Source organism: Xanthomonas bonasiae, assembly GCF_014836395.1.
Taxonomy (GTDB): Bacteria; Pseudomonadota; Gammaproteobacteria; order Xanthomonadales; family Xanthomonadaceae; genus Xanthomonas_A; species Xanthomonas_A bonasiae.
In genome coordinates, this window is record NZ_JACSQX010000003.1 from 409,835 (window position 1) to 427,901 (window position 18,067).

The 18,067-nt window shown below is 69.6% G+C and carries 16 protein-coding genes and 1 pseudogene; 7 read left to right on the forward strand and 10 right to left on the reverse strand.

Features of this window, described 5'->3' with window-relative positions; genetic code table 11:
• Window positions 1-112 precede the first annotated feature (112 nt).
• Window positions 113-691, forward strand: coding sequence for a mechanosensitive ion channel family protein (locus H9658_RS06740; RefSeq protein WP_179563730.1), 579 nt, complete (start codon window positions 113-115; stop codon window positions 689-691).
• Window positions 692-795: 104 nt separating this feature from the next.
• Complete coding sequence (locus tag H9658_RS06745; RefSeq protein WP_191824797.1) at window positions 796-1,068, forward strand: DUF2789 domain-containing protein; 273 nt, start codon at window positions 796-798, stop codon at window positions 1,066-1,068.
• A 6-nt stretch (window positions 1,069-1,074) separates the two neighbouring features.
• Here H9658_RS06745 and H9658_RS06750 read toward each other — a convergent pair whose 3' ends face one another.
• Together H9658_RS06750 and H9658_RS06755 are read right to left on the reverse strand one after the other, a co-directional pair.
• On the reverse strand, window positions 1,075-1,341 hold the full coding sequence (locus H9658_RS06750; protein ID WP_191824798.1) for a DksA/TraR family C4-type zinc finger protein: 267 nt from the start codon (window positions 1,339-1,341) through the stop codon (window positions 1,075-1,077).
• Window positions 1,342-1,516: 175 nt separating this feature from the next.
• Complete coding sequence (locus H9658_RS06755) at window positions 1,517-2,449, reverse strand: LysR family transcriptional regulator (RefSeq protein ID WP_191824799.1); 933 nt, start codon at window positions 2,447-2,449, stop codon at window positions 1,517-1,519.
• A 271-nt stretch (window positions 2,450-2,720) separates the two neighbouring features.
• Here H9658_RS06755 and H9658_RS06760 point away from each other — a divergent pair, with 271 nt between their 5' ends.
• The gene (locus H9658_RS06760; protein WP_179563726.1) at window positions 2,721-3,500 is read left to right on the forward strand and encodes an SDR family NAD(P)-dependent oxidoreductase; all 780 of its coding nucleotides are present in this window, start codon (window positions 2,721-2,723) and stop codon (window positions 3,498-3,500) included.
• A 172-nt stretch (window positions 3,501-3,672) separates the two neighbouring features.
• Here the strand turns inward: H9658_RS06760 and H9658_RS06765 are convergent, their stop codons facing one another.
• On the reverse strand, window positions 3,673-4,209 hold the full coding sequence (locus H9658_RS06765; RefSeq protein WP_191824800.1) for a DUF2058 domain-containing protein: 537 nt from the start codon (window positions 4,207-4,209) through the stop codon (window positions 3,673-3,675).
• A 124-nt stretch (window positions 4,210-4,333) separates the two neighbouring features.
• Between H9658_RS06765 and H9658_RS06770 the strand changes: the two genes are divergently transcribed.
• The 3 genes from H9658_RS06770 (at window position 4,334) to H9658_RS06780 (ending at window position 6,884) form a co-directional block, all read left to right on the forward strand.
• The gene (locus tag H9658_RS06770; RefSeq protein ID WP_179563724.1) at window positions 4,334-4,840 is read left to right on the forward strand and encodes a YgjP-like metallopeptidase domain-containing protein; all 507 of its coding nucleotides are present in this window, start codon (window positions 4,334-4,336) and stop codon (window positions 4,838-4,840) included.
• Between the two features lie 70 nt (window positions 4,841-4,910).
• Window positions 4,911-5,621: an rRNA pseudouridine synthase gene (locus H9658_RS06775; RefSeq protein WP_191824801.1), complete on the forward strand. Its 711-nt coding sequence runs from the start codon at window positions 4,911-4,913 to the stop codon at window positions 5,619-5,621.
• Between the two features lie 159 nt (window positions 5,622-5,780).
• A complete protein-coding gene (locus H9658_RS06780) occupies window positions 5,781-6,884 on the forward strand; it encodes a S41 family peptidase (protein WP_191824802.1) in 1,104 nt (367 codons plus the stop codon).
• Window positions 6,885-6,993: 109 nt separating this feature from the next.
• Here the strand turns inward: H9658_RS06780 and H9658_RS06785 are convergent, their stop codons facing one another.
• The gene (locus tag H9658_RS06785) at window positions 6,994-7,764 is read right to left on the reverse strand and encodes an SGNH/GDSL hydrolase family protein (RefSeq protein ID WP_369916679.1); all 771 of its coding nucleotides are present in this window, start codon (window positions 7,762-7,764) and stop codon (window positions 6,994-6,996) included.
• A 309-nt stretch (window positions 7,765-8,073) separates the two neighbouring features.
• On the reverse strand, window positions 8,074-9,210 hold the full coding sequence (locus H9658_RS06790; RefSeq protein ID WP_191824803.1) for a sensor histidine kinase: 1,137 nt from the start codon (window positions 9,208-9,210) through the stop codon (window positions 8,074-8,076).
• 817 nt (window positions 9,211-10,027) lie between these two features.
• Here H9658_RS06790 and H9658_RS06795 point away from each other — a divergent pair.
• Window positions 10,028-11,761, forward strand: coding sequence for an outer membrane protein assembly factor BamB family protein (locus tag H9658_RS06795; protein WP_191824804.1), 1,734 nt, complete (start codon window positions 10,028-10,030; stop codon window positions 11,759-11,761).
• A gap of 170 nt (window positions 11,762-11,931) precedes the next feature.
• On the opposite strand, the gene H9658_RS06800 is transcribed toward H9658_RS06795, so the two are convergent.
• The 5 genes and pseudogenes from H9658_RS06800 to H9658_RS06815 form a co-directional block, all read right to left on the reverse strand.
• A complete protein-coding gene (locus H9658_RS06800) occupies window positions 11,932-12,681 on the reverse strand; it encodes a FadR/GntR family transcriptional regulator (protein WP_191824805.1) in 750 nt (249 codons plus the stop codon).
• A gap of 243 nt (window positions 12,682-12,924) precedes the next feature.
• Window positions 12,925-13,422: a beta-galactosidase small subunit-related protein gene (locus H9658_RS23120; RefSeq protein ID WP_263604316.1), complete on the reverse strand. Its 498-nt coding sequence runs from the start codon at window positions 13,420-13,422 to the stop codon at window positions 12,925-12,927.
• Between the two features lie 113 nt (window positions 13,423-13,535).
• Window positions 13,536-16,247 (reverse strand): annotated as a pseudogene (locus H9658_RS06805) (glycoside hydrolase family 2 TIM barrel-domain containing protein); the annotation flags it as partial.
• 31 nt (window positions 16,248-16,278) lie between these two features.
• Window positions 16,279-17,844: a glycoside hydrolase gene (locus H9658_RS06810; RefSeq protein ID WP_191824806.1), complete on the reverse strand. Its 1,566-nt coding sequence runs from the start codon at window positions 17,842-17,844 to the stop codon at window positions 16,279-16,281.
• Window positions 17,837-17,992, reverse strand: coding sequence for a hypothetical protein (locus H9658_RS06815; protein WP_225209793.1), 156 nt, complete (start codon window positions 17,990-17,992; stop codon window positions 17,837-17,839). Before H9658_RS06815 ends, H9658_RS06810 begins: the two co-directional genes overlap by 8 nt.
• Window positions 17,993-18,067 lie beyond the last annotated feature (75 nt).

Consider the following 18,067-nt stretch of genomic DNA (forward strand, 5'->3'; position numbering starts at 1 on the left):
TGCGCTGCAGCGTCGGCGTGGCGGCGATGGCGCTGGCCGGACGCCATCCGCACTTGCCCGATGCGGCGACGATTGCGACCATCGCGCCTCCCCCGCCATGCCGAACCCGCCGATGTCCTCGCTGCACACCATGCTGCCACCCTGGGCCCACCGCTGGCTGGACCTGATCGTGCCGAGCGCGCAGATCGCGCTGATCGTGCTCGGCGCATGGCTGTTGCGCACCCTGCTGCGGCGGCTGGTGCGGCGACTGAGCGAACACCACGCGCTGCCGCCCGAACTGACGATGCTGGCGCGCCGCGGCAGCGGCTTCGTGATCTACAGCACGGCGCTGCTGCTGATCCTGGACCGGCTCGGCGTGTCCGGCACGGTGCTGTGGACCGCGTTCACCGGCTTCGCCGCAGTGGCGGCGGTGGCGTTCTTCGCGGCCTGGAGCGTGCTGTCGAACATCTTCTGCACGCTGCTGATCTTCGCCACGCGGCCGTTCCGCCTGCACGACCACATCGAACTGCTCGAGAACGGCGAAAAGCCAGGACTCAAGGGCCAGGTGGTGGACATCAACCTGATCTACACCACGCTGCGCGAGAACCGCGGCGACGATGGCGACAGCGTGCTGCAGATTCCCAACAGCCTGTTCTTCCAGCGCAGCACGCGGCGCTGGCGCGGCCACCCGGTGCCGCCGGGACTCGGCTAGCGCGCAAGCGCACGTCCTAACAAGACACTGATCGCACGAGCGGTATCGTGCCTGGCTCGTGCGCCGCCGTATCGCGGCACGCGCCCCCAACGACAAGGTGCCCCATGGAACAACCCGTCCACCCGTTCGCCGAGCTGTTCGCCCAGTTGGGCCTGCCCAATAGCGAAACCGAGATCCGCCAGTTCATCGGCCGCCATTCGCCGCTGCCGGACACGATGCGGCTGGAAGAAGCGCCGTTCTGGACGCCGGCCCAGGCGCAGTTGCTGCGCGAGGAACGCATCGACGACGCCGACTGGGCGATGGTGGTCGATCAACTCAACATCGCGCTGCACTCGCGGCCGGTACCGCCGGTCAGCAACGCCGCCAACGACGACTGAGTCGCCTCAGCGCAGCTGGCTGTCCTTGCTGCCGCGGCGGTTGTAGCCGCTGTGCTCGTGCTGCTCGCGGTCGTGCGCTTCCTGGCAGGCCACGCACAAGCGCACGCCGGGCACCGCCTTGCGCCGCGCCTCGGGAATCGGCGCATCGCAGGCTTCGCAGTGCTCCAGGCTCGGGCCCTGCGGCAGCTGGCTGCGCGCACGCTTGATCGCATCTTCGACGGTGGCGTCGATCTGGTCCTGCACCGCGCCGTCGTTTGCCCACCCTGTGGCCATCGCCGTCTCCTGCTGTGTCGCCTGTTTCCGATGATGCGGGCGGCGCCCGCCAATGCAATGGCAGGCGCCTTCACATTGCTTGGGGATTCAGTCGCGACCGCGGACGCGGCAAAGCCGGCCACTGCGCCGATGCCGGGAACCCGCGCGTATCGCGCACTAGATCCGTAGCGCAAGATCAGGCGTCCCGGTTCCCGAGTCCCGGCTCGCGCCCAGCCAGAAACCGCTGCAACCGCGGCACCACGAAATCCAGGAACACGCGCACGCGCTGCGGCAAGCGCGGGCCGCCGCGATAGAGCGCATGGATCTCCTCGGTATCGCCTTCCACCGCTTCCTGCAGCACTTCCACCAGGCGGCCCGCGGCCAGATCGTCGCGCACGTGATAATCGCCCAGCCGCGCCAGGCCGATGCCGGCGACGGCCATGCGCCGCACCGTTTCGCCGTTGTTGGCGAGCAGCGCGCCCTGCACCGTGCGATCGACGATGCGGCCGCTGTGCGCGAGCGGCCACACCGGTGCGGCGCGACGGAAATTGAAGCCCAGGCAGCTGTGCCGCGACAGCGCGTCGATGCTGCGCGGCGTGCCGTGGCGCGCCAGATAGGCCGGCGCGGCGACGATCTTGCGCCGCGCCACGCCGACATGCCGCGCCATCATGCTCGAATCCTGCAAGGCGCCGACGCGGAACGCGACGTCGGTGCGATCCAGGTACAGATCGACCATCTCGTCGGACAGCGAAAGATCGACCACGATCTGCGGATGCGCCTGCCAGAACGCCGGCAGCAGCGGCTCCAGGCCGAGAATGCCGAACGCCACCGACGCATTCACCCGCACGCTGCCGCCGGCACTGGCCGCGCCGCGGCCGAGGTCGCGCTCCACGTCGTCGAGTTCGGCGAGCAGCGACAGGCTGCGCTCGTAGTAGACCTGGCCTTCGGCGGTCAGCGACAGGCGCCGGGTCGACCGCTCCAGCAGGCGCACGCCAAGACGGGTCTCGACGCGGCCGATCAGCTTGCTGACCGTGGACGGCGTCATGCGCAGCAGGCGTGCGGCCGCAGAGAAACTGCCGGCATCCACGACCCGCAAAAACACCTGCATTTCGCCGGCCCGATTGTCCATTGCGTCCAACCTGTGAATTCGCTTCACAGATCATAGGCGTGCGCGGCGGATTATCAAATCCGCCGCCGCGGCCTATCGTGGCGTTTCCGACCGAACCGCAAGCCCGCGCTCTCCACCAGCGCAGCATCGAAACCCGGACGAACAGCGCGGCCACGCCTGGCGGCAGCGCGGATGCCGGACCCGCGCGCGCAGCGCCCGCCGCACCCCACCTTTTCCGCCGGATGCGGCCAGCGCCGCACCGCTTCCCTCTCTCTCACCGAAGGATGACCTCATGGATCTGCAGCTCGACGGCAAGACCGTTCTCGTCACCGGCGCCACCGCCGGCATCGGCCTGGCCATCGCCCGCACGCTCGCCGCCGAAGGCGCCGAGCTGATCATCTGCGGCCGCAACCAGGCCAATCTGGACACTGCCGCCGCCAGCATCGGCGGCAACGTGCGCAGCGTGCTGGCCGACCCGGCGACCGCGCAAGGCGCCGCGGCGCTCACCGCCGCGCTGCCGCAGGTCGACGTGCTGGTCAACAACCTGGGCATCTACGAATCCAAGGAATTCGGCGAGATCAGCGATGCGGACTGGCTGCGCTTCTTCGAAGTCAACGTCCTGAGCGGCGCGCGCCTGGCCCGGCATTACCTGCCCGGCATGCTGGCGCGCGACTGGGGCCGGATCATCTTCATCTCCAGCGAAAGCGCGGTCCTGGTCCCACCCAACATGATCCATTACGGCATGACCAAGACCGCGCAGCTGGCCATTTCGCGCGGCCTGGCGGCGACCACCAAGGGCACCCGCGTCACCGTCAATGCGGTGCTGCCCGGCACCACGCGCTCGGCCGGCATCGAGGAGTTCATGCGCAGCGTCGCCAGCGATCCGGACATGCCGCCCGAGGCGATGGAACGCGAGTATTTCGCCAAGGAACGCGCCAGCTCGCTGATCCAGCGCATGATCGAGCCCGAAGAGGTCGCCAGCCTGGTCGCCTACGTGGCGAGTCCGCTGTCGGCGGCGACCAATGGCGCGGCGCTGCGCGTGGATGGCGGCATCACTCCGACCATCGTGTGAGCCGCGGCGCGACGTGCGCGCAGCGGCAATGGATCGATCCGCAGCAGTGCCACGTTCACAGGCGAGGTCCGCTGCGCTCTGTGCAATTCGACGCGCGGCGCATCGTGTCCGCGCACGCCGCACGCCGTTTTTCGCGCATGCCGAGGGGTGACGAGCGTGGCGGTGCCGGCGGCTACCAGATCAGGTCGTCCGGCACCTGGAAGCGGCTGTAGTACACGTCGTCCTCGTCGCTGGCCGCCGGCGCGGCCTGGGTGGTGTCGAGCACGATCGCGGCGGGATCGCGGCTGGCCACCTTTTCCACCACCGCGCGCGGAATCGGCGCATAGCCGGCATCCAGCCGCGCGATCACCGCCGCGCCGCTGATCAGCTGCGCGCGCAAGGCCGCGTCGACCCGCAAGCGCTGGATCTTGCCGGCGTCGGTGAAGTGGTAGTCGATCTCGCCATCGGCCTTGAGCTTGTGGCTGTCGACGAGTTGCCGCGCCTGCGCGCGCTGTTCCTGCGCGCGCACCTGCGCATTGCGCTCGGCGGCCAGCGCGCGGTCGCGCTCCACCCGTTCCAGCCGCAGCCGCTCGCTCTCCAGCTGCTCGGCGCTGGGCGGCGGCGGCGCCTTGCCATGGCGCGCCTTGGCCTGCTCGCGCGCGACCTGCGCCACCTGGTTCTTCTTCACCAGGCCGGCCTTGAGCAGTTGTTCCTGCAGGGGATTGCGCATCGGGAAAATCCAGTCGATCCAAGACGTTGGCCGCTATCTTACCCGCTGCGGCAGACCCCTGGCCGCGGCTGCGCGGCGGCGGCCACCGCTCGTGCCGGCGGCCATGGCGCGCTATCGTGGCCCCATGCAAGCGCTGAAATACCTCGTCGGCTATCCGCCGCATGTGCAGGACCAGGTCCGCGAACTGATCGCGCGCGATCGCCTCGGCGAATGGCTGCGCAAGCGCTACGACACGCCCAATCCGGTCCGCAACGACCGCCAGCTGTACGACTACACGCTGGCGTTGAAGGACCGCCACATGCGCAGCTCCGAGCCGCTGCACAAGGTCATCTACGACAACCGGCTGCAGGCGGTGAAGCACGCACTGGGCACCCACACCAGCGTCTCGCGGGTGCAGGGCAGCCGGCTCAAGGCCAGCCGCGAGATCCGCATCGCAGGCGTGTTCCGCGACGCGCCGGCGGCGTTCCTGCAGATGATCGTGGCGCACGAACTGGCGCACCTGAAGGAAAGCGCGCACAACAAGCCGTTCTACCAGCTGTGCACGCACATGGCGCCGGACTACCACCAGCTGGAATTCGACCTGCGCCTGTACCTGACCCAGCTCGACCTCGCCGGTACCGCGGACCGCTGAGCGGCGCCGCGCATGGCAGCGTGGCGACGGCTGCACGTACACTGCCCTGCCCTGATCGCCGAGCCATTCGATGTCCGCCCCTACCCGCCTCGACAAATACGTGGCCGCCATGCTGCCGTGCTCGCGCAGCGAAGCGCAGCAGTACATCGAGGGCGGCTGGGTCAGCGTGGACGGCGTGGTGGTCGAGGAACCGCAGGCGGCGGTGACCACGCAGCAGGTGACCCTGGCCGCCGACGCGCAACTGGGCGCGGTCGAGCCGGCCACCCTGCTGCTGCACAAGCCGGCCGGGCTGGGCCTGGACGCCGCCCTGGCCCTGGTCACGCCGGCTACGCGCAGCGGCCTGGACATGGCCGACGTGCGCGTGCTGAAACGCCACTTCCTGCGCCTGAACGCGCCGCTGCCGCTGGAAGACGCCGCCAGCGGTCTGCTGGTGCTGAGCCAGGATGGCCGCGTGCTGCGCCGCCTGACCGAGGACGCGACCTCGATCGAACAGGAGTTCGTGGTCGAGGTGCGCGGCGAACTGCGGCCCTACGCCATGTTGCGGCTGGCGCACGGCCTGGTCTACCGGCAGCGCAGCCTGCCGCCGTGCAAGGTCAGCTGGCAGAACGAGGACCGCCTGCGCTTCGCGATCAAGCACGTGCAGCCCGGGCAGCTGCAGCACATGTGCGCCGAGGTCGGGCTGGAAGCGATCAGCCTGCGGCGCCTGCGCGTGGGCCGCATTCCGTTGGGCAAGCTGGCACCGGGCGAATGGCGTTATCTGCCCGGCGGCGAGCGCTTCTGAGCGGCGGCGGCCGGAACCGGTGAAGCGCCGACGCACGGCGCACGCAGCCGTGCCGGCGCGCACAATCGAGCCTGGCGGCGCGAAGTCCCCCTGCCTTGCGGCCTATTGCGCGCGTCGCGACTGGCGGCCGACACTCGCCGCGGGCAAAAGGGGACACGCATGATCGCAACGATTCTGGCCGCGGCACTGGCCGTGGCGCCGACCGATGCCGCGGTGGCGCAAGCCGACCTGCAGTTCGCCGCCGCGCGCATCGCCGCCGATCATCCGGGCCTGGCCCCCGGCGCGGATCCGACACTGGCCGCGCAGGCGCGGCAGGCAGCGAGCGCGGCGCAGGCCCAGGCGCGGCGCATCGTCGATCGTGCCGGCTATGCCCGGGTCATGCAGGCCTATGTCGCCTCGTTCGGCGATCCGCATGTCGCGATCGAACTGGCCTCGTCCGATACCGCCGCCGCGAGCGCGACCGCGACCGCGCCCGCACCCGACACCGCCGCGCAGGGCGCATTCGAACGCGTCACGCCGATGGCCTGGAAACTGACCCTGCCGACCTTCTATGCCGGCGATCCCGGCTTCGAAACGACGCAGGCCGCGATCGCCGCGGCGGCGGACGCGCTGCGCCAGCGCACGCCCGCATTGCTGGTGCTGGACCTGCGCGGCAACGGCGGCGGCGCCGCGGCGCCCGGCGATGCGGTGCTGGCCGCCATCTGGGGCGAGCAGGCGCTGCCCGCGCTGGACCGCCGCCGCGCCAGCGCCTCGCTGTGGCGGGTCTCCGACGGCGTGATCGACAACCTGCAGACGCGCCGCGCGCGGATCGCCGTGCGCTATCCGCAGGAACTGCCCGGCTTCGACCGCTTGCTGGACGGCCTGCGCGCGGCGCAGCGCCAGGGAGAGGCGCTGTTTCGCGACCCGCTGCCGAGCGCGGCCGGCGGCACCCCGCCGCGCGGCGGCCCGGCACGCATCGTCGCGATCACCGATGGCGCCTGCATCAGCGCCTGCCTGGATTTCATGGACCGGCTGCTGGAAGGTCCCGGCGTGGAGCAGGTCGGCCAGCCGACCGGCGCCGACACGCTCTACACCGAAGTGGAAAGCGTGCCGCTGCCGAGCGGACGCGCGACGTTGCTGCTGCCGATGCAGCGCCTGGAGGGGCGCCAGCGCGGCGCGATGCAGGCCTATGCGCCGCATGTGTACCTCGCCGACGACGCGGCGGTGAGCGCCTGGCTGCGCCGCGAAGTGGCCGCGGTGTCGCCCGCCAACGGCGCGCCCTAGCGACTTGGCGCGATCGCGATCGGCTGCTCCGGCTGCGCCGAATGCCTGGCCGCGGCAGCGCTCAAGGCGCGTCATCACTCCACAAGCAGGTGCTGTGGAGTGACACGCCCTACGGCTGCGCCAACGCGCGCTCCACCGCCTGCTGCGCCAATGGTGCCATCAGCGCATAACCGGCCGCGGTGGGATGCACGCCGTCGTTGGCCAGGGCCTTGTCCAGGCCGCCCTGGCGATTGCTCATCTTGCCGTGGTAGTCCAGGTACACCGCGCCATGGCTTTGCGCGTACTGCTTGATCCACGCGTTGAGCGCGCGGATCTTTTCCGCCGGCTGCAGGCCCGGCCGCCACGGGTAGTCGCTGACCGGCAGCACCGACGCCAGTACCAGCTTGATGTGGTTGGCCTGCGCCAGCTCGGCCATCGAGCGCAGGTTGTCTTCGATCATGCGCTGCGTGGACAGGCCGGTGTTGCCGGCCAGGTCGTTGGTGCCGGCCAGGATCACCACGGCCGCCGGCTTCAGGTCGATGACGTCCTGGCGAAAGCGCACCAGCATCTGCGCGGTGGTCTGCCCGGAAATGCCGCGATTGACGTAGGGCTTGCCGGGGAAGAACTTGGCGCCCTCGCTACGCCCCCACATGTCGGTGATCGAATCGCCGTAGAACACCACGCGCCGCTCGCCCGCGGCCGGCGGCGCCAGCGCGGCGTTGTCGGCGCGATAGCGACCGAGCTGCGCCCAGTCCAGCAGGCGCTGCTGCAGCTCGGCCACGTCCTTGGCCTGCAGCGTGTCCGGCGCCTGCGTGTACAGCGCGTCCACCTTGCCCTGCAACGCGTCGGCGGCAGGCGCGGCGGTCTGCGCGAACGCAGGATGGGCGACACTCAGGCACAGCGACAACAGTGCGGCATGCGACAAGGGCTTCACGATCCACCTCCAGCTCGGGGAAACGCGTCACCCTAATCCAAATCGTGCGCCTGCGCGCGGGGCGGTGGCTTGGGCGGTGTGCGCGGAGCGCACAAGCAGTGTGCGCGGCATTGCCGATGCAGCGTTACCCGCGGTTTCTGCGCACGGAGCTCGCTCGTATTCTCGCCTCGGCGATGCTGCGCCCGTACCCTCACCCCAACCCCTCTCCCGTGGGGAGAGGGGCTTGTGCTCCGGTGGGAACGCGCCGTCGCTGGTAGCGCGGCAGGCCGGCTTCGCTCAGTTGCTGGCGGCGGCCTGCCGCGGCAGCGTCGCCAGGAAACGGGTGCCATCCTGCTGCGAGGAGCTGACCTCGATGCGCCCGCCATGCGCCGCGACGATCCGGTCGACGATGTACAGGCCCAGGCCCAGATTCGCGCCGGCGACCTGTGGCGTGCCGTCGGCGTGCGCGGTCGTGGTCAGCGGCTCGAACACCGAGGCCATCATCGCCTCGGGAATCGGCGGCCCCAGGTTGTGCACGCTCAGGCCCACCTCGTCCGCCGCCAGGCCGTTCAATGCGATCGTGATCTGCTGATCGCGGCTGCCGTATTTCAATGCGTTGTTCAGCAGGTTCGCGATCACCCGGCGCAGCCGCATCGCGTCCCAACTGCCGTGCAAATCGCCGACCGTGAGCACCTGCATCGCCCGTTTCGGATAGATCGTGGCCATCTCGTCGACGACGTCCTGGGCCAGCGCGTCCAGGCTGGCCGCTTGCGGACGCACCGGCGTGGACACGCCCAGGTTGTCGCCGGTGAAGTCCATCAGGTCGTCCAGGATCGCCTTCATCTGCATGGCGCTGCGCAGCAACACGCGCGCCTGCGGCGCTTGCGCCTCGCCCTGCCCCAGCATCAGGTCCGCGCAGCTCATCACCGCCGACAGCGGCCCGCGCAGGTCGTGGCCGAGGATGCCCATGAACAGGTGCTGGGTCTGCTCCACGCTCTCCATGAAGGCGCGCACCGAATCGGCCAGGATCTGGTCCAGCGCCTCGTTGAAACGGCTCATGTCCGGCAGATCCTGCACGCCCGGCGTGTGTTCGGATCGGCTCCACAGGCGCATCACGCTGGCGCGCAGCGCACGGAATTCCGATACCAGCTGCATCATGCCGAAGCCGTGCTTGACCCGTTGTCGGGCATGCAGGCTCGCGGCGCCGTCGGTCTCGAATTGCTCCGAGCCGGCATCCAGCGACCTGAGCCGCAGTTCCGTCGCGCTCATCGGCGCGCGCATGTCGGCGACGATTTCGGCCAGCAGCTGCGCGGCGTGATCGCGCAACTGGAATGCGCTCATCGCCTCGCCTTCCGCACCGCGGGTGCGCGCGAACGCGATCCAGTCGTCGCACAACGGCCCGATGTTCGCCTCGATGAAATCAGCCAACTTCATGCCCGCCCCCTCGCACTCGGGCGGCCGCGCCGTAGCCGCCGAGCACGACCGTTCGCCGCGAGCGTGCCCCCGGCGCCGCTTGCCGCCGCCCCGCGGCCTTCCAAGCAAAACGTCTTCATTGCGTCAGCCCCCAGCGTCGATGCGCCAGCTTAAACATTCCCGGTTGAATGCGTACACCTGGGCCTGCCGGAACGGACGAGGCGATGCCATGTACCGCCGCCCGGTGTTCGCGGTGGCGCGCGGTTGGTGGTGCGCGGTACCACACGCGGCCGCTGAACGGATCGATTCTCGTGTGCGGCACCGAAGCGACAAGGCGCACGGCCGTACCGATGCGACATCGGGAATGTGCGCAACGGCGATCCGCCAGGGACCGGCACGCGAACGCGGCACACGCCAGCGATGCGACGCGCAACCTGTCACCAAAACGCCACGCGGCAGCCTCCGCTCGGGCCGATCGCAGGCGTGCCGCCGCGCCACACGCCCGGCATTCAGTCGCCACTCATGCGCCGGCGCCTGCCCCGCATCGGCACGCCTACCGCGCAAGGACGAACGCCCGCATACCGGATGCCGAAGGCACAAGCCGTTGCCCGACAAGGGAAGCGGCGAATGCCGAAGCGCAGACGCTGCGGCATGCCTGCCATCGGCAATGCACACGTTTGCTACGCGATGCCGCGCGCGCGATTGTTTTTCGCTATCCATGCAACCTTTTCGCCGGCCCTAACTTTTTTGTACGTACATGACACGCGCCGTTTTCCGTTCCTACCATTGCGCCGGTAGTGAAGGGGGGGTCCCCACTCCAAGCCCCGAAGGACACCGCATGAACAGGCATTACGCGCACCGGAAACTCTCTCTGCTGTGGCTGGCGTTGGCTCCCGGATTGATGCTCGCCACGGCGGCGTCGGCACAATCCGCAAGCCCTGCCCCGGCGCAAGCTCCGAACGACAGCGCAGCGTCCGCCAGCCCGCAGGGCGGCAGCGACGGCGACAACGCAAGCTCCGGTTCCACCGCTGGCTATGGCACGGCATTCGGCGGCGGCGCGCCCTATGCCACGCGCAGCAGCTGGGAAAACGCCGGTGGCGGCTATCTCAACACGCGCTTCGCCCCGGCCGAATGGCAGATCACTCCGTTCAACGCGGCGCGGCTGAAGACCGCATGGACCTTCACCACCGCAGGCGACGTGTCCGCCACGCCGACCGTGCAGGGCAGCGCGCTGTACGTGCCCGACTGGGGCGGCCAGCTGTATCGCATCGACACCACGCTGGGCAAGGCGGTGTGGCAGGTGAAACTGTCCGACTACACCGGCAATGCCGCCTCGCTGTCGCGCAACAGCCCGGCGATCGCGCGCAACAGCGTCCTGGTCGGCGACCAGGCCAGCGGCACGGTGGTGGCGATCGACAAGAACACCGGCAAGCTGCTGTGGAAGACCCTGGTCGAAGCCAATGCGCAAGCGCGCATCACCGCCTCGCCGGTGGTGTACGGCGATCGCGTCTACGTCGGCGTGTCTTCCGGCGACTGGGGCGGACTGAGTCCTGGCTACAAATTTTCCTTCCGCGGCAGCGTGGCCGCGCTCGACCTGAAGACCGGCAAGCTGCTGTGGAGCTTCCGCACCGCACCGGAAGGCTATACCGGCGCCTCGGTGTGGGGCACGCTGGCGATCGACCCGCAACGGCAGCGCGTCTACGCCACCACCGGCAACAACTATTCGGTGCCGCTGGACGTGGCCAGCTGCGTCAAGAACGCCAACGGCGACAAGACCGCACAGCTGGCCTGCCTGGCGCCGGACAACTACGTGGATTCGGTGCTGGCGCTGGACATGCGCAGCGGCAAGCCGGTGTGGACGCGCCGCCTGCAGGGCGCCGACGCCTGGTCGCTGTCGTGCCTGGTCGCGCCGACCGCCGGTGTGTGCCAGGAACCGCAGGGGCCGGACTACGACTTCAGCGGCGGCGGCGCCAACCTGTTCACCGCGATCCGCAACGGCAAGCCGCAGGCCCTGGTCGGCGCCGGGCAGAAGAGCGGCGTGTACTGGGCCTTCGACGCCGACAGCGGACGCACCGTGTGGTCCACCCAGGTCGGTCCGGGCGGCACCGCCGGCGGCATCGAATGGGGCTCGTCGGTGGATCCGCTCAAATCGCGGGTCTACGTCGCCATCAACAACAACAACCACACCAGCTACACCCTGGCCCCCGGCAACACCGAGACCTGGAACGCCGGCTCGTGGGCGGCGCTGGATGCGGCCAGCGGCAAGATCCTGTGGCAGGTGAAGGTGCCGGGCATCGATCCGATCCAGACCACGTTCGGCGCCGGCGGCCGTGGTCCGCTCGCGTCCTCGCCCGGGCTGGTCTACGCAGGTTCGATGTCCGGCGCGATGACCGTGCTCGACGCCGAGACCGGCAAGACCCTGTGGAGCTTCGATGCCGGCGGTTCGGTGTCCAGCGCGCCGGCCGTGGTCGACGGCGCGGTGTACTGGGGCGCGGGCTATAGCCGCTTCAACTTCGGCACCGGCGTGCACAAGCTGTACAAGTTCGTCCCGGCCACCTCGCACGCTCACTGATCGCGCGGCGGCGCAGCCGAGACAGGCTAGAACCGACAGCCCTCCTGCGCATGCAGGAGGGCTGTTTTCGTAGACGATGCATTTGCCGCGAGGCGGCAGTTCAGCCTCTGGCGGCGCGACAGCGCGCTTCCACCCACCCAGACGACAAGCGCTCAGCCCAGCGCCAATCCTTACGACCGCTTCTTTTTTTTCGCTTCCCGGCTTTCTTCGCCCGCAATCAGCGACAGCACGTCGTGGATGATGGTGAACATCGCCGCCTGCGCCTTGTCCCCGTCGCCGCTCTTGATCGCGTTCAGGACCCGACGGTGCGCCGGGATGCTCGCCGTATGCCCGCCGATGCGGTTGGTGAACTGGATCGAAAAACTCAGCGCGGTGTTCACCAGCTCGTGGAATTGCATGTAGAACGGATTGCCGGTCGCGTCGAGGATCGCGACATGGAAGGCCACGTCCGAGGACAGGTGATCGTCTTCGCCGCGGCCGGCCGCGATCATGCGTTGCAGCGCGTGCTGGATCTTACCGATCGCCTCGGCATTGCCCTGCTGCGCGGCCAGCTTGGCCGCCATCGGCTCGATGCCCTGGCGCATTTCGGTGAACGAACGCAGCAGGCTGTGCGAGAACTTGCGTTCCAGCATCCAGCGCAGCACGTCCGGATCCAGCAGGCTCCAGGTCTGCTCGGGCCGGACCACGATGCCGCTGCGCGGGCGCGCGGACAGCAGGCCCTTAGCGGTCAGCATCTTGATCGCTTCGCGGGTCACGCTGCGGCTGGTGGAGTACGCCGAGGAAATCTCCGCCTCGGTGGGGAAACTCTGCAAACCGTAGATGCCGGCCACGACATCGCGCCCCAGCGCATCGAGCAATTGCGAGCTGAGCGTCGTGCTTCCGAACTGTCGCGCCCCCCTGCCCAGATGGTGCGATTTCATTGCAGGCAGCCGTTTTTACAAGGAAAGATCGAGAGTAGCACGGCGATTTCGGCGCGGAAGTCTTGATTTTTTCACGGCAAATCCGGTGGCCCGGGACACCCGCGGACACGTCCTGGGCACCGGCCGCGCACGCGTGCCGCCGGCCGCCAAACGCCTCACGGCAGCCTTGCGAAAGCGGTCGCGCCGCGACCGGCGATGGGCCCGCACCACGCGCCCCGCCGTGCTGCGCTGCCCTGCCACCGCTCATTCGTCGCGCCCAGGCGCGGCCTGCTCCGCGACGCTGCCCGGCGTCGCGCTCGGCTGCAGGCGGAACCGGTAGCTCGCCGGCTGCAGCGTGATGCGATACGCCGCGTGCGGCTGGCCCCATTTGCTCCACTGATCGTCGCCCCCCAGGCCGATCTGGCGATCGTCGATCAGCAGCGACACCCGGCCATGGGCACGGATGTCGGAACTGTGCGCACTGCCGACCAGCCTGCGCTCCAGATCGGAATACGGGAACGCGAGCGCGTTGACCGACAGCGGCGCGCGCCCGCTCACGGTCAGCGCCGCACCCTGCTCCGGCGCCAGCCGCAGCCAGCGCACGCCGACCTTGTTGCCGGTCTCCTGCGGGCGGATGTAGTCGTGGTGCTGCTCGGCGATCTTGCCCGCGTACAGCGCGACCTCGCCGCTGCTGTAGCGATCGGCATAGGTCTCGTGCGGACCGCGGCCATACCAGGCCAGGTCGACGAAGCGGCTGGGCATGGTGAACGCCATCCCGAAGCGCAACGGATCCGGCAGGCCGGATAGCGCGGGTCGAAGCGCGCGGTCACCTCCACCGAGCCGTCGCGCGCCATTACGTAGGCGACGTCGTAGCGCACGTCGGCCGTCGCGCCATCGCCGCCGAGATCGAAACCGATGTCGATCCTGGCGCTGCCGTCATCGGCCTTGCTGGCGGCGATGGAGCGGACCCGGCGCGTTTCCGACAAGGTCTTCCACACCAGGTGCGTCGCGTACAGGCCGGTGCCGATGTCGTTGTCGGTCGGCGCGCGCCAGAAATTGGGCGCACCGCCCTGCAGCAATTCCTGGCCGCGGTAGGCATAGCGTGCGACCAGTCCGGTGCCGCGGTCGATGCGCAGTTCCGCACCCGCCGCGCGCAGGCTCAGCTCGTCCGGCGCGTCGCGCAGCGCGACCGCGGCGCCGTCCGCCCGCGCCACGGCCGCCGCCGGCGGCGAGGCCAGCGCGAACTGCTCCCAGGACACCACGTGCCCGGCAGGCACCAACGGAATCGTGCCGGCGCGCGCGTGGGCGCGCACGCTGATCAGGTACTCGGCGCCGGCCTGCTTGTGCAATGCCGGCAGGTCCAGTTGCAGCTCGCCGGCGGCGCCGGCGGCGATCGCCAGGTCCGGCGCGCGGCCCTCCTGCACCACCCGCCCGTCCTGGCGGATCTGCCAGTCGAAAGAGAACCCCGACAGGTCGATGAAGGCATGCCGGTTGCGCACCAGGAAGCGCCCGCGATCGGCGTCGATGGCCTCGAACTGGATCGGGCCGTAGACCTTGGCCAGCTCGTGCAGGTGCGGGTTCGGGGTGCGGTCCGACTGCAGCAGGCCGTCGCCGAACTCGATCGCGCTCTGGCCCGAGGGGTTCGGCCCGTAGTCGGCGCCATAGCCCCAGTACGGGCGGCCGTCGGCGGTCTTCAGCAGCATGCTCTGGTCCACCCAGTCCCAGATGAAGCCGCCCTGCAGGCGGTCGTGCGCATAGATGGCGTCCCAATAGGCTTTCAGGTCGCCCAGGCTGTTGCCCATCGCATGCGCGTACTCGCACATGATCAGCGGCTTGTACGCATACTCGGTGCTTGTCGCGTAATCGACGATGCGCGCCACCGAGTCGTACATCGGCGCGTAGATGTCGGCATAGGCATTGGGCGCGTGCTGCGCGTACAGCGTGCCCCAGCCCAGGTAGCTCACCAGCCGGGTCGTGTCGCGCGCGTGCAGCCAGTTGGCGGCCTTCTCGAAACTCGGGCCGATGCCGGCCTCGTTGCCCAGCGACCAGAAGATGATCGACGGATGGTTCTTGTCGCGCTCGAACATCCGCTGCACCCGCTGCAGGTGCGCCAGCTCCCAGGTCGGGTCGTAGCCGAGCTGCACCTTCTCGCGCGGGCGCATGCCCTCGTTGCCGGCCTGCATGTAGGCATGCGATTCGATGTTCGCCTCGTCCATCACGTACAGGCCGTATTCGTCGGCCAGCGCGTACCACAGCTCCGCGTTCGGATAGTGCGAGGTGCGCACGGCGTTGATGTTGTTCTGCTTCATCAACGCGATGTCGCGCCGCATCGAGGCTTCGGAGATCACGTGGAACGTCTGCGGATCGTGCTCGTGCCGGTTCACCCCGCGGATCTTGACCGGCTTGCCGTTGACCTTGACCAGCCCGTCCTTGACCTCGACGGTGCGAAAGCCGATGCGGCTGGCGCTGGCCTGGATCAGCCGCGCATCGGCGTCGTGGACCTCCAGCAGCAAGGTATACAGATTGGGCGTTTCCGCGCTCCACGGGCGCACCTTGCCGATCGCCCCGGACAGCGTGAGCGCCGCCTCCTGCGTGGCCGCCGCCACCGTCGCCTGCCGCACCAGCACCGGCGTGTCGCCGTCGAGCAGCGTGGCGGTGACCCGCGTGCCCTTGGCCGCATGCACCAGGCCGACATCGACATCCAGCGCGCCGCCGACATAGCGCGCATCCAGCGTGGCGCGCGCGAAGAAATCGCGCAGCCAGGTCTGCGGCGTGGCCAGCAGGTAGACATCGCGCTCGATGCCGCTGACCCGCCAGAAATCCTGGTCCTCCAGATAGCTGCCGTCGGACCAGCGATAGACCTCGATGGCGACCGCGTTGCGCCCCGGACGCAGCTGCGCGGTCACGTCGAATTCGGCCGGCAGCTTGGAGTCCTCGCTGTAGCCGACCCGTTGTCCGTTGACCCAGACGTAGTAGGCCGCGCCGGCCGCGCCGATGTGCAGCAGCACCCGGCGTCCGTCCCAGCCCTGCGGCACCTCGAAATCCCGCCGGTAGGAGCCGACGCTGTTGATGGCGTGGGCGATGAACGGCTGGTTGGCCGGGAACGGGTAGTCGATGTTGTTGTACAGCGGCTGCCCGTAACCCTGCGCCTGCCAGTCGGACGGCACCGGAATGGTCTTCCAGGCCGACACGTCGTAATCGTCGCGGTAGAACTGCGCCGGGCGCCGCTCCGGCGTGGGCGAGAACATGAAGCGCCAGTCGCCGTTGAGCGAGAGGTGGTAACGGGAATCGGCGATGCGGCCGGCCTTGGCCAGTTCCACCGATTCGTACGGGAAGGACGTGGCCCGCGCCGGCAGCCGGTCGATCTCGTTGACCTCCGGGCGCTCCCACTCGGGCAGCGTGGCGGCGGCCGAAGTCGTGGCCATGTGCAGGCCGATCAGCAGCAAGGCGCTTGCGCTGGCCAGGAGTCGTTGTCGCACTGTCGGTTTCATGGAAAGCCCCTCGTGTACAAAACGGCCGGTCGGGTTGCACTGCGGCGGCGATTCCCGACGCCGGGATGCAGCGCCGGTACTGCGACGCGTGAACATGCGCGGCCGCGCGGCTGGGCGCGGGCCGGCTTCATCGTTTGCGCAGGACCACGCTGACCACCGACTGCGGCGGCGCCAGCGCCGCTTGCGCACCGGGCGCGGCCGCGCGGCGGCAACCGGTTTCGGCACGCTGCGAGGCCGAGGTGACGATCACCTGCTGCGACCACGCGCCAGCCCCCAGCGCCTGCGGCGCGATCGCCAGGCGCCGCGCCGACAGCCCGGCGTTGACGTGCACGAACACCAGTTCGCGCCCATCCGCCGACAGCGCCGCCACCGTATCCGGATCGTCCACCGGCAGCAGGCGCATGCCCGGCCGCAGATAGCGGCTGAAGTTGGCCATGGCCCAGTACTTGCGGGTGACCTGAAACGGATGCTCGGCCGCCGCCGCGGCGCTCAGATCCATCCGGATCAGGCCCCAATGGCGGCCGGAGCCGGGCTTGCCGGCGGCCGACGTCTCGATCGCCTGCCAGAACACCCACGCCGACGGCTGCAGGCGCTTGAGGTCCAGCACCATGTGCTCGGCCAGCGCCAACGCCGGGCGCATGTCGTCCACGCCCTCCGCCACGTTGGGCGGCGACAGGTCGTTTTCCGACATCCACAGGCGAATGCCGCTGGCGGCGGCGATATCGCGCACGCCGGTCTGCCCGGTGCTGTCGTAGCTGTGCACGTTGAGCTGGCCCAGCACCGCCTTGGTGGCTTCCGAATAGCCGGACCAGTTGCGGATGAAGCCCAGCGCGCTGGTTTCGTCCATCGCCGCGACCCGCGTCTGCAGGCCGCGCGCGCGCAGCACGCGGTCGCTGGCCTGGAGGATGCGCTCCTGCGCCGGCACGCTCCAGTGCGCGCCTTCCTGGGTGTTGCCGGCGAACCAGTAGGGCGTGTCCGGTTCGTTGACCGGCGACAAGGTGCGGAACGCGATGCCGTGGCGGCGTTGCAGTTCCTCGACCACCCGCGCCAGGTAGGTCGCGAACGCCGCGTCCTGGCCGGGCCGCAGATTGTCGTCCAGCCCGCGCTCGGCGCCGGAAACGCGGCCGCTCACGGTCATGAACCACGGCGGCGAGTTGGAGAACGCCTCGAAGATGCGCAGATCCGCGGGCACCCGCGCGCGGATCGCGTCCAGCCACCAGCGCTGGCCCTGGTCGGCCGACCAGTCCCACATCGCCGGATCGTCCGCACGCCACCAGTCCTTGCCCGATGCGCCCGCCGGCTGCCGCCAGAACCCCGGTATCGCCGCGCCGGGACGCAGATACGGCGGCGTGTCGGCCGCATTGCCGCCGCCGATGTTGTAGCGGGCGATCACCCAGCCCAGGCCGTCGCGGCCATAGAGCAGGTCGGCCAGGCGGTTGCGTACCGGATCCGGATAGGTGCCGGTCACGTTGGCGAACCAGGCCAGCGCCGTGCCGAAGCCTTCGAAGCGGGTCCGCGGCGACTGCAGGTCCGGACGCAAGGCGACGGTGACCGGCGCGTCGGCATCGCACAGCGGCGCGCCGAGACACGGCAGCGCCAGCGCCGCGACCGCGATGCCGCCGAGCCAGCGGCGCCGCAGCAGCGCAGGCCACGTGCGCGACGTGCGCGGGCGATGCAGTGCGGCGCTACGCATGCGCCACCTGCATCGGCGTCACCATCAGGCTGCCGCCGCATGCCGGCAAATCCAATCCGCATTGGGTCTCGTCGGCGGCCGCGGCCATCCCGCCCGCGATGCCGCCGCCGACGATCGCGATGCGACGCAACGGCTCGCCGGCATTCACGTCCATTGCCACGTACACCCCTGCGCTGCCGAGCGTGATTGCATCTTCATCGGTCCTTGCGAGACATCGATCGCA

Excerpts from the sequence above, each read along its gene's own strand:
- H9658_RS06740 (WP_179563730.1), top strand. The coding sequence starts at position 113 with ATGTCCTCGCTGCACACCATGCTGCCACCCTGGGCCCACCGCTGGCTG.
- H9658_RS06745 (WP_191824797.1), top strand. The coding sequence starts at position 796 with ATGGAACAACCCGTCCACCCGTTCGCCGAGCTGTTCGCCCAGTTGGGC.
- H9658_RS06750 (WP_191824798.1), bottom strand. The coding sequence starts at position 1,341 with ATGGCCACAGGGTGGGCAAACGACGGCGCGGTGCAGGACCAGATCGAC.
- H9658_RS06755 (WP_191824799.1), bottom strand. The coding sequence starts at position 2,449 with ATGGACAATCGGGCCGGCGAAATGCAGGTGTTTTTGCGGGTCGTGGAT.
- H9658_RS06760 (WP_179563726.1), top strand. The coding sequence starts at position 2,721 with ATGGATCTGCAGCTCGACGGCAAGACCGTTCTCGTCACCGGCGCCACC.
- H9658_RS06765 (WP_191824800.1), bottom strand. The coding sequence starts at position 4,209 with ATGCGCAATCCCCTGCAGGAACAACTGCTCAAGGCCGGCCTGGTGAAG.
- H9658_RS06770 (WP_179563724.1), top strand. The coding sequence starts at position 4,334 with ATGCAAGCGCTGAAATACCTCGTCGGCTATCCGCCGCATGTGCAGGAC.
- H9658_RS06775 (WP_191824801.1), top strand. The coding sequence starts at position 4,911 with ATGTCCGCCCCTACCCGCCTCGACAAATACGTGGCCGCCATGCTGCCG.
- H9658_RS06780 (WP_191824802.1), top strand. The coding sequence starts at position 5,781 with ATGATCGCAACGATTCTGGCCGCGGCACTGGCCGTGGCGCCGACCGAT.
- H9658_RS06790 (WP_191824803.1), bottom strand. The coding sequence starts at position 9,210 with ATGAAGTTGGCTGATTTCATCGAGGCGAACATCGGGCCGTTGTGCGAC.
- H9658_RS06795 (WP_191824804.1), top strand. The coding sequence starts at position 10,028 with ATGAACAGGCATTACGCGCACCGGAAACTCTCTCTGCTGTGGCTGGCG.
- H9658_RS06800 (WP_191824805.1), bottom strand. The coding sequence starts at position 12,681 with ATGAAATCGCACCATCTGGGCAGGGGGGCGCGACAGTTCGGAAGCACG.
- H9658_RS23120 (WP_263604316.1), bottom strand. The coding sequence starts at position 13,422 with ATGCCCAGCCGCTTCGTCGACCTGGCCTGGTATGGCCGCGGTCCGCAC.
- H9658_RS06810 (WP_191824806.1), bottom strand. The coding sequence starts at position 17,844 with ATGCGTAGCGCCGCACTGCATCGCCCGCGCACGTCGCGCACGTGGCCT.